We start from the raw sequence: 19266 nt of genomic DNA on the forward strand, positions 1-19266 counted from the left end.
ACTCTCCTTGCTGGTCTGCCGGGTCGGCATCGTGTCCGGGCCGTGCCCGGTACCCGTGTCGGCCCCGGTGGACGCCGTGGCCGCGGTCACCGGCCGCTGCGGCCGGGGCGCCCCGTGTGCCGGGAGGGGTGGTCCGGGCCGTTCAGCGCCTGAGGACGTCGAGCAGGCGTGCGGCGTCCTCGGGTTTGAGCATCCCGGCGTTGATGGCGCGGTCCGCGGTGAGCCGCGCGAGTTCGACGTAGCTGGCGACGCTCTCGGGCGCGTTCTCCCGCAGCTGCTCGACGTGCCCGGCCACGGTTCCGGCGTCACCGCGCAGGACGGGGCCGCTGAGCCCGTGGATGCCCAGGCGCAGGGCGTTGTCCAGGGCCGCGCCGAGCATGGGCGCGAGCATACGGCCGGGCTCTGCCACCCCGGCCGCGGTGAGCAGGGAGGCGCTGTCGGCGACCAGGGTGACCAGGTGGTTCGCCCCGCCCGCGAGAGCCGCGTGGTACAGGGTGCGCTTGTCCTCGGCGATCCACACCGGTTCCGCACCCATCTCGACCACGAGGGCCTCGGCGATGGGCCGGAGCTGTTCCGGGGCGGTCACCCCGAACGCGCAGTTGGCGAGCCGGTCGAGGTCCTCGTCCCGGCCGGTGAAGGTCATGGCCGGGTGCAGCGCCAGGGGGAGGGCCCCGGCGACGGTCGCGGGGGCGAGGATCCCGTAGCCGTGGGCTCCGCTGGCGTGGACGAGGATCTTCCCCCGCAGGTCGGTGCCGGTGGAGGCGAGCCCTTCCACCAGGTCGGGGAGGGCGTCGTCGGGCACGGTCAGCAGGACGAGGTCACTGGCCTCGGCCACCCGGGCCGGTTCGAGGATCCGGGCTCCGGTCAGGCGTTCGGTGACCCGGGCCACCGAAGCGTCGGAAACCGCCGAGGCCGCCACGACCTTGTGCCCGGCCCGGGCAAGGGCGGCGCCGAGGACGGAGCCGACCCGGCCGGCCCCGATGACGCCGACACGCAGGCGGGCGGGACGCCCCTCTGTCGTCTCCATGTTCCGTGTCCCCTCGTGGTCCCGGCGCGTGCGTTTCTCCCGCGCCGTGGTCTGCGGGCCGTGTCCGGCGGATGCACGCCCTGCTGCGTACCACCCCACCGAAGACGCCCCAGCACACGATAGCCCTCCCGGACCGGTGACCTGCCGCCCTCCCCCGGGGGGAGGGGCCCGGAACGGCGTGGCGGCAGGTCCCGGACACGCGAACGGGGGTGGGCGCCTTCGCCCACCCCCGTGCCCGTCCCGCGGGGCCCGGCAGGGGCTGAGGGCGAAAGGGGTACTGCCCCGCCGGGCGGCCGGCCCTCGGGGAACGGAACCCGGGAGCCGGTACCGGTCAGTTCTGGATGATCACCCCGGAGTTGTAGCAGGAGCCCAGGGACTGGCCCAGGACGGCGCTGGAGTTGCCGCAGCCCTCGTTGCCGGCGTCCACTCCGTTGATGTAGGCGATGTTCCCGCTGACGTCGGAGCCGCCGTGGCCCGAGGTCCAGGCCCCGGCGTGCGCCGCGGCCGGGGCGGCGGAGAGGAGGACCCCGGCGGAGGCGAGGACCACGGCGCCGGCGGCGAGCGTCTTCTTCAGCACTACTTGTCTCCTTCTGTGTCCGGACGGGGGCCGACCGGACTTGCGGTGTCTCTTCGGTGGCACCCGGGGGGTACCGAGACAGAAGCTATCCGCGAACAAGCTCCGTGAACATGCCCTGAGCTGGATTGATCACAGAAAATCCAGCAATGTTCACCCTGGGTGCTGATGCATTCCGGAATCGTTCGGGGCAAAGAACCGGACTTCGCCGCGCCCCCGTGTACGCAGTGTCACCACGGGCCGGGGTTGCAGCCGGGCGCCAAACGGAGTTCCGGACACACGCAAGGACGCCGCCCCGTCATCACGGAGCGGCGTCCCCACACGGAAAGCCCACGGATCCCGGTCCGGGCGGTTCGACCGGGGCTCCCCGGCCGGACACCCCCGCCCGGCCGGGCCGGGAAGTCAGGCTGCTACCAGTTCTTCACCGTGGCGTCGGAGTCGGTGCAGTTGGCACCGGCCACGCCCAGGACGGCGATGGCGTTGCCGCAGACGTTGATCGGCACGTCCAGGTCGGCGACCAGCTGGTTGCCGCCGAGGATGCTGCCATTGCCGGAGGTGAAGACGTTGCTGTTGGCCATGGCAGGAGCGCCGGCGAACAGGACGCTGCCAGCGGCAGCCGCGATGGCCGTGGCGGCGAGAGTCTTCTTCAGCATGTGTTTTCTCCCGTCAGACCGGCGGGCGGGGGCGCCAACCGGTCGATAACGTTGACGATGTGTATGACAGTGAACACTCAACGTGTTCAACCACTATTTAGCCACACTCGGTCGCCCGCCGTGGCCGAAACACGAAAGTGTTTCGCGGCCCTGACCTGGAAGTATCACCATGAGTGGGAAGACATGTCGGACATGAAACCACCAACCGGAACCTCTTCAGCCCCACAATGTGACACACGACACAGTCAAGTCCCGGGGGTGTCTTTCGGAGCACCGATCGTCGGGCTTTCCGGTCCCCCTCCCCCGTCCCGCCCCGGCGCGGGCTCCCCGTGCATGGTCGACCGGGTGGCCCACCGTTCCGTGCCGGCGGAGGGCACCCGCGCCCGCCTCGCACGCTCCACCAGGGCGTCCAGGAACCGGCGGGCCTCGCCCGCCTCCCGGTCCCAGGCACGGGCGGCGACCGGCCCCGGGGGCGTGTCCACGTCGATGGTGGCCCTCCCCCTCAGCTGAGCGAGCGGCCCCGAGGACAGCCTCAGCGTCTGCATCCTCTCCACCGGGACGATCTCCGTCACCCGGCAGAACAGGCCGCGCACGCTCACGAACAACCGCTCGTCCACACCCGCCGCGTTCGCCAGCAGGTCGCGGTTGACCACCAGCGGCACCACCGCCGCATCACTGTCCGGGAACACCTCGTTCACCAGGGCGAACGCCCTCCCGCGCGGCGCGACCGGGAGCAGGTCCGCCGAGTCGCCCTGGCGGGCCCCCGCGTACCCGGCGACCGTGGCCTCCACCCGGGCCACGCCCAGGGCGCGCCACAGCAGGGGCTCGACCACCCGCACGGCCTGCACCCGTCCCGGCGGAACGGTCTGCATACGGCGCTGGAACATCCCGTAGCGCAGCCGCAGACCGTCCGAGGACAGCGAGGCGTAGAAGTCGGTGTAGCGGGCCAGCGGACCCCAGTAGTAGCGCAGGAGCCCCAGGACCAGCGGGACGGCACCACCCAGCGCCCCGGGTTCCAGGAAGACCGCGAACGCCGTGAGCAGCAGGAGCAGCAGGACGAACGACAACAGCACCGGCACCCGGAAGGTCAGCGCGCCGAGCAGCAGCAGGAAGGGGAGCCGGTAGAAGGGCCACTCCGGTGCCTCGGGCGACCGTCCGGACAACCCGGCCGCGTGCGCGAGCACCGCCGCCCTCAGCCTCTCCGCCAGCTTCCGGCGCAGGCAGCGCAGCCGGATGGCGCTTCCGTCGCCGCCCGCCAGTTCGATCCGCAGTTCCGCCAGCCCGAACACCTGCATCAGCAGGGGCTGGACCACGTCCACCGCCTGGAGGCGGCTCAGCGGGATCTCCCTGGAACTGCGCCTGATCAGCCCGCCGTGCACGACCAGATGGTCCTCGCGCAACCCGAAGGAGCCGTACCACCAGGCGGGCAGGGCATAGGCGAGGGAGCCGAACACCACGGCCACGGCCAGCACCAGGACCCAGGCGAAACCGAACTGGGTCAGGATCGGCCCGATCAGCGCGACGAACACCAGGGTGACAGCGAGGACCTGGAACGGGACGAGCAGCCAGTGCGCGCGGAAGACCCCGGTGGTGACGTCGTCCTCCGACCGCGGCCGGGGCGGCGGCGGAGGGGGCGGCGCGCCCCGGACCTGCTGCGGCGGCAGGAACGCGGGGCTCCAGCCGGGCGGCGGTGGCGGCCCGGGCTGCTGCGGCTGTCCGTGCACTTACAACCCCGTTGAGAAGCTCTCGCTGCGCGCCGCGAGCCGGTCGCGCAACTGGACGGCATCGGCGAGCGGGAGGCCCACCACCCGCGTGTCCGCGGTGCTCGCGGCGGTGCGCACACGCACCGTCGCGATACCCAGCGCCTGTTCGAGCAGGTCGGCGGTGACGTCCACGACCTGCATCCGGCCGTAGGGGACGACCACGAGCTGGCGGACCAGCACCCCGTAGGTGAGGTACAGCTCGGCGGGCGCCTCGGCGTACCCCCAGGAGCGCTGGAAGCCGCCGGCCAGGAACCACAGGACGACGGCGGCCGCCAGCGCCGCCCCCGCCCAGACCCCCGCCAGAAGCGGGATGTCCCACAGGAGGAGCGACAGCGCGCCCCCGGCGCCGACGGCAAGGCAGACCGCTCCGGTCACCAGTCGGCGGTACCAGGCCAGCGCCTTGGGTATCCGCCGCCAGGGTGTGCCCTCGGGCGCGGCGAAGGCCGTGTCCACGGCGCGGGGCGGCCGGGAGGCTCCCGTCGCGGGCGGTGGTGTCGGTTCACTGGTGTCCACGACCTCAGTCAACCATCAGCGGGCAAGCCCCGTCCGGAACGGCTCGGCCGGAGCCGGGAAAGGACCGCGCCGCCCCTGCGGCGGCGGAAGGCCCCCGGGACCGGCAGCGAGGACAGGCGGCGGGAACCGCCCCGAGCAGGCACTCCTACCTCGCTCCGGGCGTGTCATCGTCGTCGCCGTCGTCCTCGGGCACCCGGCAGGCGTTTTCCAGGTACAGGGCCGCGGCCAGCAGCAGAGCCGCGGAGGCCGCCGTACCCAGCGCGGTCAGGAACACCTCGCGGTGGCTGGCCAGCTCCAGCCGGTCGGACACGGACAGCGCCATCCCCGCGAAGAACCCCGCCGCCAGTGCGGAGAACAGCGCGCTCGCCTTGGCCAGGGCCAGCAGCCGGGCGGCGCTGAGCGGTTCCATCGGTTCCGTTCCCGGCGCCCGGCGGATCCGGCGCGCGGTGCGTCCGGCCGTGAAGGCCTCCGCGAAGGCCAGCAGCAGCAGCGTGGGAATCGCCGACCACGGCAGGAGCGGAAGACCCGTCACGGAGTTGGCGACCAGCAGCCCGGCCAGGGCTCCGAGGGCCGCCAGCAGGGACGGGACACGCCACCCGGTGGGGGTGAGCGTGCCCCTGCCGTCATCGGACACCGTCCGCCTCCCCGGGCAGCCGCAGTCGCAGGTCGTCCCGGCGCACCAGTTCCTGTTCACCGCCGGTGTCCGCTGCCTCGACCCCGGCCAGCAGCGCGGCGACCGGGGCCCGGCCGGGCAGGACCGCCGCGGGGTCCGTGTCCAACCAGGGGCGCAGCACGAACGCGCGCAGGTGGGCGCGCGGGTGCGGCAGGGTCAGGACCGGGTCCTCGTCGGTCAGGTCACCGAAGGCGATCACGTCCACGTCCAGGGTTCGCGGTCCCCACCGGACCTCGCGGACCCGTTCGAAGGCGCGTTCCGCGGCCTGGGCCAGGTCCAACAGTTCCTTCGGGTGGCCCTCGGTGTCGACGACCAGGACCGCGTTGAGGAAGGCGCCCTGTTCGGGCCCGCCCACCGGAGCGGTCTCGTAGACGGGTGAGACCGCCGCCGGTGTGACGCCCGGTCCGGCCGACAGCAGGTCCACGGCGCCCTGCAGGGTCGCCATCCGGTCTCCGAGGTTGGATCCCAGGGAGAGCACCGCGCGCGTCACCACTGGCCCCGCCTCCCCCGGGTCACGGTGACGGACACGTCCGAGAACTCGTGTTCGATGGGGGCCGACGGCTTGTGCACCGTCAGTTCCACCCCCTCGACCAGGGGCTCGGCCGTGCACTCGGCGGCCAGGCGCTCGGCCAGGGTCTCGATCAGGTTGACGGGCTCCCCCATCACCACCCGGACCAGGCGGTCGGCGAGCAGGCCGTAGTGCACGGTGTCGCCGACGTCGTCGCTGGCCGCGGCGGGCCCGGTGTCCAGGTACAGCACGGCGTCGACCACGAAGTCCTGGCCTTCGCGGCGCTCGAAGTCGAACACACCGTGGTGGCCCCGGGCGCGCAGGCCGCGGAGTTCGATGCGGTCCCGCATCAGCCCTCCGCCTCCGTCTCCTCGTCGTCCTCCATCAGCACCGGGGAGGCGTGGTGCGACCACAGCCGCCAACCCTGGTCGGTGTCGACGAACAGGTTGGTGGTCACCACCTGGCCGCCGGCCACGAACCCGGGGCTGCCGTCCTCGGCGGTCAGCACGTTCTCCTCACAGGTCACCATGGCGATGTCGCCGCCGACCCCGATGTGGGTCTCGGTGAGCACGTACTGGATGTAGGTGACGTTGGCCATGATCAGCGACCAGGCGCGCATGATCTCGGTGCGGCCGCGCAGCAGCGGCCACCCGGGGTTGACGCACACCAGGTCGGGGGCCTCGTGTTCCTCGGCCCAGACGGTGCGCATCAGGTCGATGTCACCGTTCTCGATCGCACTGTAGAACTGCGCGTTGGCCTCGCCGACGCGCTCCATGACTTCCTGGCGCGACTTCACAGGCCACTCCCGATGCTCTGGTCACGGCCTTGGTCGAGGCTGGCGCCGCCGTCGGCCCAGGCGGCCGCCACCCGTACCGCGTCGGCGTTGGGCCGGACGTCGTGTACCCGTACCGCCCAGGCGCCCCGGTGCGCGGACAGCGCGGTCACGGCCGCGGTGGCCGCGTCGCAATCGACGAAGGGCCGGTCCCGGCCCTCGGCGTCGCCGAGCAGGCGGCTGAGGAAGCGTTTGCGCGAACCCGCCACCAGGACGGGCCGGCCCAGTTCGTGGAACCGGTCGAGATGCTGGAGCAGCGCCCAGTTGTGCGCCTGTTCGGGACGCTTGGAGAATCCCAGCCCCGGGTCCAGAACGATCTGCCCGGGGTCGACACCTGCACTGATCATGGCCTCCATACGGTCGCGGAGCTCATCGAGGACCTCCTGGACAACATCCGTGTACACGGCACGGCTCTGCATGTCATGACTATGCCCGCGCCAGTGCATCAACACGTAGGCGACACCGGAAGAAGCGACGAGTCGGGCCATCTCCGGGTCGGCCAGCCCACCACTGACATCGTTGACCAGTACCGCGCCGGCGTCGACCGCCCGCGCGGCGACTTCGGCGCGCATGGTGTCGACACTGACCGCGACCCCGCGCGAGGCGAGTTCGCGCACGACCGGCTCGACCCGGCGCAGTTCCTCGGCGGCCTCGACCCGCTGCGCGCCGGGGCGGGTGGACTCACCGCCCACGTCGACGATGTCCGCGCCCTCCTCGACGAGGCGCAGGCCGTGTTCGACCGCGCGCTCGGGGTCGAACCAGGACCCTCCGTCGGAGAAGGAGTCGGGGGTGACGTTGACGACCCCCATGACCAGGCACCGCCCTCGGTCGGGCAGCCCCGGAAGTGTGTGTTTCGGCGCCATGCGCATCACCCTACGCGCACGCCGAGGGGCCGGGGGCACACGGCCCCCGACCCCTCGTCCGGTGTCGCGGGGACCCGGGCGTGTCCGTCTGACACGCCCGGGCCGACGGCTTCGGCGGCGGTCGGTTCAGCTCCTGCCGAGGATGAGGCTCATGGCCTCGGCCCGGGTGCGGTCGCTGCTCCGGAAGCTGCCCCGCACCGCGGAGGTGACCGTCTTGGCCCCGGGCTTGCGCACCCCGCGCATGGTCATGCACAGGTGTTCGGCCTCGATGACCACGATCACGCCGCGCGGGTCGAGGTGCTCCATGATCGCGTCGGAGACCTGACCGGTCAGACGCTCCTGCACCTGGGGGCGGCGGGCGTAGACGTCGACCAGCCGGGCGAGCTTGCTCAGCCCGGTGATGCGGCCGTGCGCCCCCGGGATGTAGCCCACGTGCGCGACCCCGTAGAACGGCACGAGGTGGTGTTCGCAGGTCGAGTACAGCTCGATGTCCTTGACCAGGACCATTTCCTCGTGGTCGGCCTCGAAGACCGTGGTGAGGACGTCCCCGGGCTTCTGGCCGAGTCCGGCGAACTGCTCCTCGTAGGCCCGGGCGACCCGCTCGGGGGTCTTGGTCAGTCCGTCGCGGTCGGGGTCCTCCCCGATGGCGATGAGGATCTCCCGGACGGCGCGGGCGATGCGCTCGCGGTCCACGGGTCTGGCGGGCAGGTCCTCGCTCACGCCTGGTCTCCTTCGGTGCTGGCGGGCTTGCCCGGGAGTTGGCCGTTGGCGGCGGAGCCCTGGACCTCGGCGCTGTTGAGCATGGCGAGCTCCTTCTTGGAGCGGACCGGGGGCCGCTCGGAGGGCTGGCGCTTGCCGTATCCGGTGTACGACCCGCGGGAGGGGCGCTTGCGGACCGGCGCGAAGATCTCCAGCACCTGGGTCTTGGTGAGCGTCTCCTTCTCCAGCAGCTGCACGACCAGCTCGTCGAGCACGTCCCGGTACTCGACGAGGACCTCGTAGGCCTCGTCGTGCGCGGACTCGATGAGGCGGCGCACCTCCTCGTCGATGATGGAGGCGATCTCCTCGGAGTACTCGCGTGCGTGGGACATCTCCCGGCCCAGGAACGGCTCGGAGTTGGCCGAACCGAACTTCCGGGCGCCCAGGCGCTCGCTCATGCCGTACTCGGTGACCATGTTCCGGGCAAGGTTGGTGGCCTTGTCGATGTCGTTGCCCGCGCCCGTGGTCGGCTCGTGGAAGACGAGCTCCTCGGAGGCGCGGCCGCCGAGCATCATGGCCAGCTGGTCCATCATCTGCGAGCGCGAGGTGAGGAACTTGTCCTCGGTCGGCACCGACATGGTGTAGCCGAGTGCCCGGCCGCGCGGCAGGATCGTGATCTTGTGCACGGGGTCCGCGTTGGGCAGCGCGTGGCCGACGAGGGCGTGTCCGCCCTCGTGGTAGGCGATGACCTTCTTCTCCCGGTCAGACATCACCCGCGACTTGCGTTCGGGGCCGGCCATCACGCGTTCGATGGCCTCCTCCAGGATGGCGTGGGTGATGACCTTGTTGTCCGCCCGCGCGGACAGCAGCGCGCCCTCGTTGATGACGTTGGCCAGGTCCGCACCGGTCATCCCGGCGGTCTGGCGGGCGATCACCGCGAAGTCGACGTCGTCGGCCATGGGCTTGCCCTTGGCGTGCACCTCGAGGATGTCGCGGCGGCCGTCCAGGTCGGGGCGGTCCACGACGACCTGCCGGTCGAAGCGGCCGGGGCGCAGCAGCGCGGGGTCGAGGATGTCGGGGCGGTTGGTGGCGGCGATGAGGATGACGCCGCCCTTGACGTCGAAGCCGTCCATCTCGACCAGCATCTGGTTGAGGGTCTGCTCGCGCTCGTCGTGGCCGCCGCCCATCCCGGCGCCGCGGTGGCGGCCGACGGCGTCGATCTCGTCGATGAAGATGATCGCCGGGGCGTTCGCCTTGGCCTGCTCGAACAGGTCGCGCACCCGGGAGGCGCCCACACCGACGAACATCTCGACGAAGTCCGAGCCGGAGATGGAGTAGAACGGGACCTCGGCCTCGCCGGCGACGGCGCGGGCCAGCAGGGTCTTACCTGTTCCGGGCGGCCCCATCAGCAGGACGCCCTTGGGGATCTTCGCCCCCATCGACTGGAACTTCTCCGGGCTCTGCAGGAACTCCTTGATCTCGTGGAGTTCCTCGATGGCCTCGTCCGCCCCGGCCACGTCGTCGAAGGTGTTCTTCGGGGTGTCCTTGGTGATGAGCTTGGCCTTGGACTTGCCGAACTGCATCACCCGCGAGCCGCCGCCCTGCATCTGGCTGAAGATGAACCAGAAGATGACGATGATGATGATCAGCGGCAGGAGGCTGAACAGGGCCGTCGTCCAGATCGGGGTGGTGGCGACCGAGACCTCGTAGGAGTCCAGGTTCCCGTCGGGGTTCTGGCTGGACTCCTGGAGCATGGTGGCGAGCTCCAGGCCCTGCCCCTCGACCCAGTAGGCCTCGTAGATGTCCTCGTCGACCGTGGTCAGCTGGATGCGCTGGTCCCGGTCGATGATCTCGGCGTTGTCCACCTGATCCTGTTCGATCAGCTGGTAGACGGTCGAGATGTCGGTTTCCTCGGGCTCCGGTCCGGCCCCTACGTCGAACACGCGGAAGCCGATGACGAGCATGAGGGCGACGACCAGGATCCAGATCCACGGGCCGCGGAAAAAACGCTTCAGATTCATGTGAGCGGAACCCTGTCGGGTCCGTCCCTCCTGACCAGGCCGCCCGCCCCAGAGGACTTTCCGAAGCAGGACCTATCGGACACGTGCTCCCTGCGATGACGCCGGGATATTCGACGGTACACCTCGCCGCGCGGAGCGGGCACACCGCTCGGGCCGGACACGGGGCCGTCATGGGGGCAACGACTGCGACCCGTCCGGTTGTTCCCGGTCGGCGCCGTACGGGCCGCAGGGACCCGCACGGCGGCCGTGACGCTACTCCTCGTAGACGTGCGGGGCGAGCGTGCCGATGAACGGCAGGTTGCGGTACTTCTCGGCGTAGTCGAGCCCGTAGCCGATGATGAACTCGTTGGGCAGGTCGAAGCCGATGTACTTGACGTCGAGGTCGACGTCGAAGGCCAGCGGTTTGCGGACCATGGTGCAGATCTCCACGGACTTCGGGCCGCGCGACTTCAGGTTGCCGACCAGCCAGGAGAGGGTCAGCCCGGAGTCGATGACGTCCTCGACGATCAGGACGTCGCGGTCCTTGATGTCGGTCTCCAGGTCCTTGAGGATGCGCACCACGCCCGACGAGGTGGTTCCCGCCCCGTAGGAGGAGACGGCCATCCAGTCCATGGCGACGGGGCTGTGCAGCGCCCGTGCGAGGTCGGCCATGACCATGACCGCGCCCTTGAGCACCCCGACGATCAGCAGGTCCCTGCCCGCGTAGTCCGCGTCGATCCGCGCTCCCAGCTCGGCCAGGCGCGCCTTGATCTCTTCCTCGGTGACCAGGACCTTCTCCAGGTCCTGACCCATGTCCTTAGCGTCCACGCTCACTGTCCTCGCTGCTGGTTTCCCCGTTTGCGGCAACCAGGATAAACGTGTCGAACGAGGCCATGGTGCCCGACACCTGGACCGGAGGCTCAGGTTCGGCGTTCGAAGAGGATCCGTCCGGCGGCCCGGCGGCCCCGGATCCCGCCGGGCAGGTCGATGTGGGCCTGCCCCCGCCACTCGGTGACCAGGCGATCCAACTCACGTACGTGACGTGCGTTCAACGCGCTGGCCGGGCAGCCCGCCCGGAGCGCGGCACGGTGCAGCACCCGGGAGCGCAGGGAGGGTTCGGCTCGCTCCAGCGGTTCCACGGCCAGGTCCTCGCCCTCCCCGCCCGCCAGGGCCCGCCCGTACAGGTCCGCGGCGAGCGCGTCCAGGGTGTCGGCGTCCGCGCGCAGCATGCCCGCGGTCCTGGCCAGGGCGGCGGCGATCCCGGGGCCCAGTGCCTTCTCCAGCGCGGGCAGCGCCTCGTGGCGCACCCGGGAGCGGGCGAAGCGCGGGTCGTGGTTGTGCGGGTCCTCCCAGGGGCTGAGCCCCATCAGGGAGCAGGCCGCACGGACCGTGGCACGGTCCAGGTCCAGCAGGGGGCGCAGGTAGCGGCCGGTGCGCGGGGCCATCCCGGCCAGGGAGCGGGCGCCCGAGCCCCGGGCCAGCCCGAGCAGGACCGTCTCCGCCTGGTCGTCGAGGGTGTGGCCGAGCAGGACCACCGCGGGTGCGTGTGCGGCGGCCGCCTCCCCGAGCGCCCCGTAGCGGGCGCGCCGTGCCGCGGCCTCGGGCCCGCCGCTGCCCCGGACCCGCACCGCGGCGGTCCGGACGGGGTCCAGACCGAGTTTGCGCAGGACGTCCGCCACGGCCTCGGCGCGTTCGGCCGAACCCTCCTGGAGGCCGTGGTCGACGGTGACCGCCCCCGCGGCCACCCCCGACCGGGGGGCCTCGAAGGCCACGGCACCGGCCAGGGCCAGGGAGTCGGCACCGCCGCTGCACGCCACCAGGGCGGTGGTCCCGTCGGGCAGGTCGGACAGCACCCGCCGGACCGCCGAGCGGACGGCGGCCACGGCGGGGGGCGGCCCGCTCACTCGGTGATGGCGGCGGGGCGCACGATCCGCTCGATCCACGTCGAGGGGTTGCGGATCTCCTCAAGCGTGGGCAGCGTCTCGGGCGAGGTCCACACCTTGTTGAACTCGGCCATCCCCACCTGGGCGACGACCTGCCGCACGAAGGCGGCACCCTCCTCGTACTGCTTCATCTTGAGGTCCATGCCCAGGAGCTGGCGCATGATCCGGTCGATGGGGTTGAGGGTCTGGCGCCGCTTCTGGAAGCGCTTCCGGATGGTCTCGACCGAGGGCACGACCTCCGGACCGACGGCGTCCATCACGTAGTCGCCGTGCCCCTCGGCCAGGCTCATGACCGCGGTGACCCGGTCCATGAGCGCCTTCTGCTCGGGGCTCTGGAAGGCGGTGATGAGATTGCCCTCGCCGCCCCGCACCGCGTCGGCCACGGCCTCGCCCGCCTGCCGGAGGCGGTCGATCAGGTCCGAGGCGTCCATCTCCGTGGAGAGCAGGAGTTCCTGCATGAGCTCCTGGACGTACGCCCGCAGCCACGGCGTGGCCGTGAACTGCATCCGGTGGGTCTCCTCGTGCAGGCAGACCCACAGGCGGAAGTCACGGGAGTCGACGTCCAGCTCACGTTCGGTGTTGACGATGTTGGGGGCCACCAGGGTCAGGCGCCCGGTCGGCGAGCTGCCGTCCGGGTCCGGCGGCAGGAAGAGTTCGTACTGGCCGAGGACCCGCCCGGCCAGGTAGGACAGGACCGCCCCGAGCTGCACCCCGGTGATCCGCGAACCGACCGCGCTGGTCAGGTTCCCGGCCGGGCTGTTGTTCAGCCGTTCGGCGCCCATCTGTTGGAGCACGGGTTCGAGCACCACCCGAAACCCGTCGACGTTGGCTCGAATCCAGCCCGGGCGGTCGACGACGACCGCCGGCCCGGAGGGTTCGAGGGGGTTCATTCCGGTGAATTCGCGCACATGCCCGGCCGCCACGGTGGAGAGCTCGCGCAACTGCGCCACGGCCTGCCGCGCGTCGGACAGGTCCACCTGCGGCCCAGGGCGCACGAGGCGGACACCGGTGTTGACGGCTACGTCCCAGTCGATCACAGTCACACGGCCAGCCTACCCACGCCAAGCCCGGCGGCACGGGGATCAGGGCTCTATTTCAGGGCAGGTCCGGGGTTAACCCCGAGAACGGCCGAGGCCCCGGACCCGAAACCCGCTCACCTCAGCCGTAGGGTCCCTCCCGGCTCAGCCACGGGAGAAACACCCTTCCACTCACCTCAGCCCCAGGGGGTACCCCTGCCCGCTTACCTTCGCCCCAGGGGGTGTTCTTTCGTTCGGGCGCGGGAGTGTTCTGCAAGACGAGTCAAGCCGCCAGCGAGGAACGAGCCAGGCGCGGACGAGGATGCTGTGCCTGCTACAACCCGAACACTCCCCTCAGGCGCCCGAACACGGTCCGAAGCGAAGCGGAGGACCCAAGCAAGCAGGAACACGGGCCGAAGCGAAGCGGAGGACCAAAACAAGCACTAAGAACACCCGCACTGGCTGAGCGCGGCCGCCAGGGTGTCCAGTTGGGGCCCGGAGGCGCCCGGGCTGTTGGCCATCAGGGCGAACACGAACACGTTGCCCTCCTGGTCGTGGATGGTCCCGGCCAGGGTGCTCACTCCGTTCAGGGTTCCGGTCTTGCCGCGGACCAGCCCTGCTGCGGGGCTGGAGCTGGAGTACTCGGAGTAGCGCCCGGCGAGGGTTCCGGTGGAGTGGGCGGTGGGCAGGCCCGTGATGGTCGCGTTGAGCCGCGGCTGCTCGGCGGCCGTGGTGACCAGTTCGACGAGGGCGCGGGGTGTGATGCGGTTCTCGGTGCTCAGGCCGCTGTTGTCGGACAGGCTGACCCCGTCGATGCCCAGGGAGTCCATCGTCCGGTGGGTGGCGGCCGCGGCCCCGGAGGCGTCGGGCTCCTCCCCCAGTTCGAGTGCGGCGACCCGGCCGAGGGACTCGGCCATGTTGTTGTCGCTGGCCAGCATCATGTGCTCGACCAGGGCGTGCATCGGCATGGAGTCGACGGCCGCGACCGGGTCGCCTGCGGCCTCCTCCTCGGTCGGGGTGCCCTCGACGGTCAGCCCGGCCTTCTCCAGTTGGTCGGCGAAGGCCTCCGCGGCGGCGAGGGGCGGGTTCGGTGAGCGGGTGGACACGTCCGGGTCCACCCGGCCGCTGTCGATCATCAGCGCGTGGATGGTGGCGGTGCTGCCTTCGGTGACGTAGTTGGGTTTCCAGCCGGGCGCGGTGTCCGGCCCGGTGAAGTGCGAGTCGTCGTACCCGACGGAGACGGTGTCCAGGCCCGGGTCGGCGAGGGCGGAGGCGGTGTCCTCGGCGAGCTCCTCCAGGGTGGCTACCTGCGGGTAAGCTGCGGAGTCGGCGGTCGCGGTCAGCGTCACGTCGCCCTCGCCGCGTAGCACCACGCGGTTCTGCGCCGGGTCGAAGTAGACCTCGGTCCGCAGCACGTGGTCGGGGCCGACGGCGTCCAGGACGGTGACGGCCGTGGCGATCTTCGTGGTCGACGCCGGGGTCACCGGGGCGTCCGCGTCCCGCTCGAAGAGCGTCTGTCCTGTTGCGCCGTCAATCACGTAACCGGAGAGGCCGTCCCCGAGCCCGGAAGCCGACATGGGATCATCAAGAACGTCCGCGATCCGATCCGGGTCCGCCGGGGTCGGGGCCGCGGGTGCAACCGCCGCCACGCCGTCGGCGTGCGTGACGGGGTTGGGCACCGCCGGAAGCGGCCGTGCCTCGATCACGTCCAGGGCGACGAACCCAGTGATCAGCACGAATATGTTGAGCAGGGCCAGCGCGAGGAACGCCTCGCCTCGTACCCGTCGCACCCGGGGCACCTGCCCTTCCTTCGGTGTCGCGGCCTGACGTTGTAGTTATACGGCGACATTAGTCGCATTGGGAGCCGAGATCAGCATGGAATTCGACGTTACGATCGAGATCCCCAAGGGGGAGCGCAACAAGTACGAGGTGGACCACGAGACAGGTCGTATCCGTCTCGACCGCATGCTGTTCACCTCCACGACCTACCCCGCCGACTACGGTTTCGTCGAGGGGACGCTCGGCGAGGACGGCGACCCCCTGGACGCTCTCGTCCTGCTCAAGGCCCCGACCTTCCCGGGCTGCCTGATCCGGGCGCGTGCCATCGGCATGTTCCGCATGCGTGACGAGGCGGGCGGCGACGACAAGCTGCTGTGCGTTCCGGCGACGGACCCGCGCCAGGAGCACCTGCGTGACATTCACCACGTCAACGAGTTCGAGCGCCTCGAGATCGAGCACTTCTTCACCGTGTACAAGGACCTTGAGCCCGGCAAGTCCGTGGAGGGCGCCAGCTGGGCCGGCCGCCACGACGCCGAGCAGGAGATCATCGCCTCGGTGAAGCGCGCCGAAGAGGCCGGCACTCACGGTGACGCATCGCACATCACCAGCGAGGGCAAGTAACCGGCAGCACCACACTCGTCTCGGTGTCTCGTAGGGCCCGGCAGGGGTTTCCCGCCGGGCCTTCGCCGTGCCCGCGAGGCCCGGGGCGACGCCCGGAGCGCCCCCGCCGCCTCCGGGGCCCTGCGGACGGGCCCGGGATCACGGGGCTCCGGCGCTCCGGGAGACCCCCGCCCCCAGTTCCCGCCCGGAGTCCCTGGCCAGCGCGTACCCGGCCAGCGCGAGCACCAGGATCGCGCACAGCACGGCGAGGGCGACGGGCAGCGCGGCCAGCAGTCCGCGTGAGACGTGCGGGGTGTCGGGGGGCAGCGGGAAGCCGTCGCGGCCGAAGCGGTCGGCCCGTGCCGCCACGTGCGTGCGGTAGCCGTCCAGTTCGGGGCCGCACATCGCCTTCAGCACCCGTATCCGGACCAGGTCCGTCCGCTCCGGCAGCGCGAGGTCGGGCGCGTCGTCCGCGGGGGGCATGCGCGCCCGGTGTCGTGCGCACTCCGCTTCGGCCAACGCGTGCAGCCACTCCCCCAGCCGGTCGGCGTCCGGCAGCCGCCGGATGTGCGCGTGGGCGGCGATCAGGGTGTCCCTGAGGACGACGTGCGCGGCGTCCCTGTCGCGGAGAACCAGGATGCAACGCCGGTACAGCTCCTCTCCGTAGGCGTCGAGGAGCCGCACGTAGGCGTCTGCCGACGGGGTCTGGCCGGAGCGCAGGGCGTGTAGAAGATCCTGGTCCGTCATAGCCCTAGAATCTACGCCGCGGACGGGACGGTGCTCTCCGGTTTGTCGAAAGACGCACCGTTCACCCGGAGTGGCTCGGGAGGTGTCTGCGGCACGGGGGCGTCGGGCCCGCCGGGGCCCGGTCGGGTCCGACGAACGGTGCGGCCCGGTGGGCGGGTTCGGTGCGACGGCCGGTTCAGTCCGGCGGGCGCCGGGGGTGCGGCGACCGGGGCGGGCCCTGCGGGGGTTTCGGTCCCCCGGGCGGCTCCTCGGACCCCTCTCCGTCGGCGCCCCGGCCCGGTTCGGGGAACAGGGACCGTGCGTACCTGGAACGCGCCCACAGGAGCACGTAGGTGAGCACGGTCAGGAAGGCCACCAGCAGCGCCGCCTCGGGCCCCAGGAAGCCGAGCGCCATCACGCCGGCGGTGGCCACGACGAGGGCACGCACCAGCACACGTGCCCACAGGCCCTGGGCCTCCGGGGTCAAGGCTGCCCTCTGGGGACGGACGGCTGCACGGCCACTCCTGTCACTACGGCTGTACTGGGGGGTGGGGCCCGGTCCGGCGGACACGCCGTGTTCTCGGGCTCCACATGTCACCACCACCGGACGCCGCCCGCAACACGTTCCGGACGGGCGGGTGAGCGGTACGACACGCACGATTCCCGGCGTTCGCTTGACTCACCACCGGCTTTGCTGGTCTCCTTACCTCCATGTATCCGCACACCCGCACCGACGCCACGGCTCGTACGACCCCCGGGGTCTCCTGCCACCTGGCCCGTGCGGCGTGTCCGTGTTGTCGTCACTGAGTCGTAGCCGAGGGGTCTTCGTCGACCGACCCCGCACGACCTGTCCGTGAGCGGCCTCCACCGTCCGGTGTGAGGGGTCCGCACGCGGCCTCCACCAGGGTGATTCTCCCCTCCGAACGCTCGTTCGGAGCGACTGGCCCTGCCGCCCCGGCGCCCCCGGGGTTCCCTGACGACATCCTCGCGGCCCCCGGCACCAGCCCCGGCCGCGCACACGTGAAGGATCTTCTCACGATGCCCCAGCAGGCCTCCGCCGTGACCGCCGTTCGCCCTGACTCGGCCGAACGCACCCCCCGTCCCCGCGCCACGGCCGTCTCCCTCGACGGGATCGGTGACGTGGTCGACGCCGGACGCCCCTCCGGCTACGCCCACCTGGGCGGCCTCCGGCTGCCCACCACCGGACAACTGGTCGCCGCCGCACGCGGAGCCGCCTCCGCCCTGCGCCGACCGACCCTGTGGCCGACCCGGCGCGGGCGCTGGCAGGCCGCTCCCCGCAGCGCCCGACGACACGCCAGCGGCCGTTTCCGGGTGACCACCGTGGCTCTGGAGCCGAACAGCTTCGTGCCCGGCCCGACGCAGCGCTCCGGCCGCCCGCACACCATGGAGGTCCTGCACCTGGTCAGCGGAAAGGCGCACCTGATCACTTCCGGCCCCGACGGCCAGATGCGCTCGGCCGCCGAGCTGGCCGTGGGACGGACCCGCGTGATGGGCGGCGTCGGCGCCCCCGACCGGGGCCACCACCACCTGGTCAACACCGGCGACGAGGTCGCCGTCCTGGTCCGGGTGACCGCCTGACCCAGGGGCGCACCGCGCCGACCGCTCACTCATGGTCCGACCGTTCCGGTGCCGACGCGCGCAGCGCGCCGTCCACGGCCTCGACGGAGCGCAGGACCCCGGCGGTGCGCCGCCCCTCGGCGAGGTAGGCGTTCATGACCTGGTCGAGGGCGTGCGGTGGCAGATGCTCGCGTAGGTCCACGCGGGCCGTGCGGTACCCCTCCCGGGCCGCCTCCAGCGCGGCGAGGACGTACTGGCGGGCCAGCCGGGAGAGGGCCACGGGGTGGCGCCGCAGAACCCCGTGCAGGCGGTAGTCGGCCGGCACCTGGTCGAACAGCCAGTCCAGGGCCGTCTGTTCGAAGGAGTCCGACCCGGGCGGGTGCACGCTCGCGGGCCAGTCCGACGTCAGGGGCTGATCGGGCATGCCCCACAGCATACCCGCCATTCGAAAGCATGTTCGATACCGAGTGCCGGGCCGCGGAGCCCTCCGGTCGTGCGGGGACGTCCGGTCAACCGGGCCTGTCGGACTCGGCGGAGACGTCGGACCCCTCGACCGGATCGGCCGTGTCGGCTTCCTCTGCCGCCCTCTTCTCCAGTTCCACCCTCAGGGCCTGTTCGGCCGCGTCCACGGCGGCCCGGGCGGTGATCGCGTTGGTGTGCGCCCGGTCCAGCTCCTCCAGCAGGATGCAGTCGAACGAGACCCGCGCATCGTGGATGGCGGCTTCCAGCTGTCGTGATGCCTCTTCCAGACTCATGCCCCTCCCTTACCCCAGAAGTCGGCACCTGCACACACCCGTCCCGGTCCGCTTCGAGCAGGTGGCGGCGGGGTAGGTCACCATCGGACCGCAGCACGCCGACCACGCAGGAGCGCCCATGGTCTACCTCATTCTCGTCCTGCTCGCGATCTGGCTGATCCTCGCCATTCTCGGCATCGTGATCAAGGGGCTGTTCTGGCTCGCGGTCATCGGCGGCATCCTGTTCGTCGCGACCGCGGTGTGGGGCTGGCTGCAGAACCGCCAACGCCTGTGACCCCGCTCCGGTGACCGGCCCGGGCGTCGGCCGGTCACCCGTTCCGCACTCCGGACGGCCCGGCTCCGGGGCTGCTCCGGCTCAGGGATCCAGGGCCGGGCGGCCCCCGCCGCCCAGGCGCCGAACAGCCCTGCGCGCACGCTCCTCGTCGCGGTCCAGGCGGGCGCGGACCAACCCGACCGCCTCGTCGTCCCGCCCCAGCGCGAGCAGGTTGCGCACCCGCGCGCGCAGTTCCTCCGGGATCTCGTCGGGATCCCGTGGAGCGGGGACGTAGCCGCCCACGTGGGGGCCGGTCACCGGCTCGGGGGGCGGTTCCGGTTCCGCCACCGGAACACGCTCCTCCATGTGGGCGAGGACGCGGCGCAGGGCGTAGGAACCGCCCCCGAGAACAATCACGGCGCCCATCAGCGCAAACAGCATGAACATCAGACTCATAACGCCCACCTACCCACACTTCGGACACGGCAGGCGCAACACCGATACACGCAGA

The 19266-nt window shown here is 71.5% G+C and carries 24 protein-coding genes; 3 read left to right on the forward strand and 21 right to left on the reverse strand.

Annotated elements, in window-relative coordinates; translation table 11 throughout:
* Nucleotides 1–142: 142 nt before the first annotated feature.
* The 16 genes from AC0VYD_RS23675 to dacB all read right to left on the reverse strand — a co-directional run bounded on the left by AC0VYD_RS23675 (nucleotide 143) and on the right by dacB (nucleotide 14863).
* Nucleotides 143–1027 carry a Rossmann-like and DUF2520 domain-containing protein gene (locus AC0VYD_RS23675; protein ID WP_475477532.1) on the reverse strand — a complete coding sequence of 295 codons (885 nt, stop codon included), beginning with the start codon at nucleotides 1025–1027 and terminating at the stop codon, nucleotides 143–145.
* A 331-nt stretch (nucleotides 1028–1358) separates the two neighbouring features.
* Nucleotides 1359–1604, reverse strand: coding sequence for a hypothetical protein (locus AC0VYD_RS23680; RefSeq protein WP_473037913.1), 246 nt, complete (start codon nucleotides 1602–1604; stop codon nucleotides 1359–1361).
* 407 nt (nucleotides 1605–2011) lie between these two features.
* Nucleotides 2012–2254, reverse strand: coding sequence for a chaplin family protein (locus tag AC0VYD_RS23685; protein WP_191267004.1), 243 nt, complete (start codon nucleotides 2252–2254; stop codon nucleotides 2012–2014).
* 245 nt (nucleotides 2255–2499) lie between these two features.
* Entirely contained in the window at nucleotides 2500–3978 is a 1479-nt protein-coding gene (locus AC0VYD_RS23690; protein ID WP_475477533.1) for a PH domain-containing protein, read from the reverse strand.
* Nucleotides 3979–4425 carry a PH domain-containing protein gene (locus AC0VYD_RS23695; RefSeq protein ID WP_475480356.1) on the reverse strand — a complete coding sequence of 149 codons (447 nt, stop codon included), beginning with the start codon at nucleotides 4423–4425 and terminating at the stop codon, nucleotides 3979–3981. It abuts the gene before it with no gap.
* 250 nt (nucleotides 4426–4675) lie between these two features.
* Nucleotides 4676–5164 carry a DUF3180 domain-containing protein gene (locus AC0VYD_RS23700; protein WP_475477534.1) on the reverse strand — a complete coding sequence of 163 codons (489 nt, stop codon included), beginning with the start codon at nucleotides 5162–5164 and terminating at the stop codon, nucleotides 4676–4678.
* Nucleotides 5154–5693 (reverse strand): 2-amino-4-hydroxy-6-hydroxymethyldihydropteridine diphosphokinase, encoded by a 540-nt coding sequence (folK, locus tag AC0VYD_RS23705; protein ID WP_473041118.1) that lies wholly within the window; start codon nucleotides 5691–5693, stop codon nucleotides 5154–5156. The genes AC0VYD_RS23700 and folK overlap by 11 nt, the downstream gene beginning before the upstream one ends.
* The gene (gene folB / locus AC0VYD_RS23710) at nucleotides 5690–6061 is read right to left on the reverse strand and encodes a dihydroneopterin aldolase (protein ID WP_475477535.1); all 372 of its coding nucleotides are present in this window, start codon (nucleotides 6059–6061) and stop codon (nucleotides 5690–5692) included. The genes folK and folB overlap by 4 nt, the downstream gene beginning before the upstream one ends.
* A complete protein-coding gene (locus AC0VYD_RS23715; RefSeq protein ID WP_475477536.1) occupies nucleotides 6061–6507 on the reverse strand; it encodes a nuclear transport factor 2 family protein in 447 nt (148 codons plus the stop codon). Before AC0VYD_RS23715 ends, folB begins: the two co-directional genes overlap by 1 nt.
* Nucleotides 6504–7406 carry a dihydropteroate synthase gene (gene folP / locus AC0VYD_RS23720; protein ID WP_475477537.1) on the reverse strand — a complete coding sequence of 301 codons (903 nt, stop codon included), beginning with the start codon at nucleotides 7404–7406 and terminating at the stop codon, nucleotides 6504–6506. Before folP ends, AC0VYD_RS23715 begins: the two co-directional genes overlap by 4 nt.
* A 126-nt stretch (nucleotides 7407–7532) precedes the next feature.
* A complete protein-coding gene (gene folE, locus AC0VYD_RS23725) occupies nucleotides 7533–8126 on the reverse strand; it encodes a GTP cyclohydrolase I FolE (RefSeq protein WP_473037904.1) in 594 nt (197 codons plus the stop codon).
* Nucleotides 8123–10126: an ATP-dependent zinc metalloprotease FtsH gene (gene ftsH / locus AC0VYD_RS23730; protein WP_475477538.1), complete on the reverse strand. Its 2004-nt coding sequence runs from the start codon at nucleotides 10124–10126 to the stop codon at nucleotides 8123–8125. The genes folE and ftsH overlap by 4 nt, the downstream gene beginning before the upstream one ends.
* Nucleotides 10127–10378: 252 nt before the next feature.
* Complete coding sequence (gene hpt, locus AC0VYD_RS23735) at nucleotides 10379–10933, reverse strand: hypoxanthine phosphoribosyltransferase (protein WP_191267020.1); 555 nt, start codon at nucleotides 10931–10933, stop codon at nucleotides 10379–10381.
* A 92-nt stretch (nucleotides 10934–11025) separates the two neighbouring features.
* Entirely contained in the window at nucleotides 11026–12009 is a 984-nt protein-coding gene (gene tilS, locus AC0VYD_RS23740) for a tRNA lysidine(34) synthetase TilS (RefSeq protein ID WP_475477539.1), read from the reverse strand.
* The gene (locus tag AC0VYD_RS23745) at nucleotides 12006–13085 is read right to left on the reverse strand and encodes a zinc-dependent metalloprotease (protein ID WP_475480357.1); all 1080 of its coding nucleotides are present in this window, start codon (nucleotides 13083–13085) and stop codon (nucleotides 12006–12008) included. Before AC0VYD_RS23745 ends, tilS begins: the two co-directional genes overlap by 4 nt.
* A 422-nt stretch (nucleotides 13086–13507) precedes the next feature.
* On the reverse strand, nucleotides 13508–14863 hold the full coding sequence (dacB, locus tag AC0VYD_RS23750; RefSeq protein ID WP_475477540.1) for a D-alanyl-D-alanine carboxypeptidase/D-alanyl-D-alanine endopeptidase: 1356 nt from the start codon (nucleotides 14861–14863) through the stop codon (nucleotides 13508–13510).
* Nucleotides 14864–14939: 76 nt separating this feature from the next.
* Between dacB and AC0VYD_RS23755 the strand changes: the two genes are divergently transcribed.
* Entirely contained in the window at nucleotides 14940–15464 is a 525-nt protein-coding gene (locus AC0VYD_RS23755; protein ID WP_191267028.1) for an inorganic diphosphatase, read from the forward strand.
* Nucleotides 15465–15602: 138 nt separating this feature from the next.
* Here AC0VYD_RS23755 and AC0VYD_RS23760 read toward each other — a convergent pair whose 3' ends face one another.
* Together AC0VYD_RS23760 and AC0VYD_RS23765 are read right to left on the reverse strand one after the other, a co-directional pair.
* The gene (locus AC0VYD_RS23760) at nucleotides 15603–16190 is read right to left on the reverse strand and encodes an RNA polymerase sigma factor (protein WP_475477541.1); all 588 of its coding nucleotides are present in this window, start codon (nucleotides 16188–16190) and stop codon (nucleotides 15603–15605) included.
* Between the two features lie 175 nt (nucleotides 16191–16365).
* Nucleotides 16366–16656, reverse strand: coding sequence for a hypothetical protein (locus tag AC0VYD_RS23765; protein WP_475477542.1), 291 nt, complete (start codon nucleotides 16654–16656; stop codon nucleotides 16366–16368).
* 551 nt (nucleotides 16657–17207) lie between these two features.
* On the opposite strand from AC0VYD_RS23765, the gene AC0VYD_RS23770 reads away from it, so the two are divergent.
* On the forward strand, nucleotides 17208–17768 hold the full coding sequence (locus tag AC0VYD_RS23770) for a hypothetical protein (protein WP_475477543.1): 561 nt from the start codon (nucleotides 17208–17210) through the stop codon (nucleotides 17766–17768).
* A 25-nt stretch (nucleotides 17769–17793) separates the two neighbouring features.
* On the opposite strand, the gene AC0VYD_RS23775 is transcribed toward AC0VYD_RS23770, so the two are convergent.
* Both AC0VYD_RS23775 and AC0VYD_RS23780 read right to left on the reverse strand, forming a co-directional pair.
* Nucleotides 17794–18183, reverse strand: coding sequence for a hypothetical protein (locus AC0VYD_RS23775; RefSeq protein ID WP_475480358.1), 390 nt, complete (start codon nucleotides 18181–18183; stop codon nucleotides 17794–17796).
* A 73-nt stretch (nucleotides 18184–18256) separates the two neighbouring features.
* Nucleotides 18257–18502, reverse strand: coding sequence for a hypothetical protein (locus AC0VYD_RS23780; protein WP_475477544.1), 246 nt, complete (start codon nucleotides 18500–18502; stop codon nucleotides 18257–18259).
* 118 nt (nucleotides 18503–18620) lie between these two features.
* Between AC0VYD_RS23780 and AC0VYD_RS23785 the strand changes: the two genes are divergently transcribed.
* A complete protein-coding gene (locus AC0VYD_RS23785) occupies nucleotides 18621–18776 on the forward strand; it encodes a hypothetical protein (RefSeq protein WP_475477545.1) in 156 nt (51 codons plus the stop codon).
* 81 nt (nucleotides 18777–18857) lie between these two features.
* Here the strand turns inward: AC0VYD_RS23785 and AC0VYD_RS23790 are convergent, their stop codons facing one another.
* Nucleotides 18858–19211, reverse strand: coding sequence for a hypothetical protein (locus tag AC0VYD_RS23790; protein WP_475477546.1), 354 nt, complete (start codon nucleotides 19209–19211; stop codon nucleotides 18858–18860).
* Between the last annotated feature and the right edge of the window lie 55 nt (nucleotides 19212–19266).

Source organism: Nocardiopsis sp. iso_40 (assembly GCF_056173285.1).

Coding starts and splice junctions, on each gene's coding strand:
- AC0VYD_RS23685 (WP_191267004.1), bottom strand. CDS start 2,254: ATGCTGAAGAAGACTCTCGCCGCCACGGCCATCGCGGCTGCCGCTGGC.
- folB (WP_475477535.1), bottom strand. CDS start 6,061: ATGCGGGACCGCATCGAACTCCGCGGCCTGCGCGCCCGGGGCCACCAC.
- ftsH (WP_475477538.1), bottom strand. CDS start 10,126: ATGAATCTGAAGCGTTTTTTCCGCGGCCCGTGGATCTGGATCCTGGTC.
- AC0VYD_RS23760 (WP_475477541.1), bottom strand. CDS start 16,190: ATGACGGACCAGGATCTTCTACACGCCCTGCGCTCCGGCCAGACCCCG.
- AC0VYD_RS23775 (WP_475480358.1), bottom strand. CDS start 18,183: ATGCTGTGGGGCATGCCCGATCAGCCCCTGACGTCGGACTGGCCCGCG.
- AC0VYD_RS23770 (WP_475477543.1), top strand. CDS start 17,208: ATGCCCCAGCAGGCCTCCGCCGTGACCGCCGTTCGCCCTGACTCGGCC.
- AC0VYD_RS23780 (WP_475477544.1), bottom strand. CDS start 18,502: ATGAGTCTGGAAGAGGCATCACGACAGCTGGAAGCCGCCATCCACGAT.
- folP (WP_475477537.1), bottom strand. CDS start 7,406: ATGGCGCCGAAACACACACTTCCGGGGCTGCCCGACCGAGGGCGGTGC.
- AC0VYD_RS23785 (WP_475477545.1), top strand. CDS start 18,621: ATGGTCTACCTCATTCTCGTCCTGCTCGCGATCTGGCTGATCCTCGCC.
- AC0VYD_RS23675 (WP_475477532.1), bottom strand. CDS start 1,027: ATGGAGACGACAGAGGGGCGTCCCGCCCGCCTGCGTGTCGGCGTCATC.
- AC0VYD_RS23755 (WP_191267028.1), top strand. CDS start 14,940: ATGGAATTCGACGTTACGATCGAGATCCCCAAGGGGGAGCGCAACAAG.
- AC0VYD_RS23790 (WP_475477546.1), bottom strand. CDS start 19,211: ATGAGTCTGATGTTCATGCTGTTTGCGCTGATGGGCGCCGTGATTGTT.